The following is a 932-nucleotide window of genomic DNA, read 5'->3' as shown; positions in this document are numbered from 1 at the left end:
CAGCCCAAAAGCTCCGAGTGGCCGCTGACCACGTTCCGGGCGTCCCCAGAGTGCAGCGTGCCGAACCGCAAAACGCGGGGGTCCTCCGGGGGCAGGGCACTCCGCTCCGTCTCCGTCACTTGGCGCACCAGCTCCACGGCGGCCAGCAGTGCGTCCCGGCCCTGATCGGCCCGGGAGATGTGAACGCTTTCTCCGGTGATGTTCACGGTAATCTGACTGGCCCGGGCCATCTGTGGGCCGGGCTTCGCCCACACCGTTCCCTCCGGAAGACCGGGCCACAGGTGCAGCCCGAAAATCCGGCGGACCTCCAGCCGCTCCAAAAGCCCTGTTTCACAGATCAGCCGCGCGCCGCCGGTGGTTTCTTCCGCAGGCTGAAAAATAATAAGTACGTTTCTGGGCAGATGGTCCAGATGACTGTCGACGTATTCCGCCAGCGCCAAAGCCATGGCGGTGTGCCCGTCGTGGCCGCAGGCGTGCATTTGGCCCGGATGCTTCGAGGAAAAGGAAAGACCCGTTTCCTCCGTCTCCGGGAGGGCGTCCATATCCGCCCGAAAGGCCACCGTCTCTGCCCTTCCCACATCGAAAAACGCACAGATGCTGCCCTTAATAGGCCATGAAAGCCGGCAGCGCAGCTTCTCCAGCCGACTTTGCACAAAAGCAAGGGTTTTTGGAAGTTCATTGTCCAGCTCCGGGATGCGGTGCAGCGTTCGGCGATACGTGATGACGGAGTCCATGCCGCCACCTCCCTTTTTTTCGCTCAGTATAGCACCGCACAAAGCAAAAAGACAGGGGGCAAAACGGAATTGTCAAAACCCCACAAGAACAGAGAAGAGAACTCCTGAAAATCAGGAAAAGATGACAAACAGCGTTCGCCGCCAATTGGCAGCGAACGCTGTTTAAGTTTCATACCGGGATACCCGGCCCTGTCAGGA

At 60.0% G+C, this 932-nt stretch carries 1 protein-coding gene; it reads right to left on the bottom strand.

Annotation, left to right across the window (positions count from 1 at the left end; translation table 11 throughout):
- Positions 1 to 734 (bottom strand): M20 metallopeptidase family protein (locus B2W96_RS06330; protein ID WP_293009442.1); only part of this gene is annotated, 734 nt, incomplete at its 3' end.
- Between the last annotated feature and the right edge of the window lie 198 nt (positions 735 to 932).

It is taken from the genome of Oscillibacter sp. UBA6647, from assembly GCA_002455655.1.
Lineage (GTDB): Bacteria > Bacillota > Clostridia > Oscillospirales > Oscillospiraceae > Oscillibacter.
This window is presented reverse-complemented; position numbering and strand designations above follow the sequence as displayed.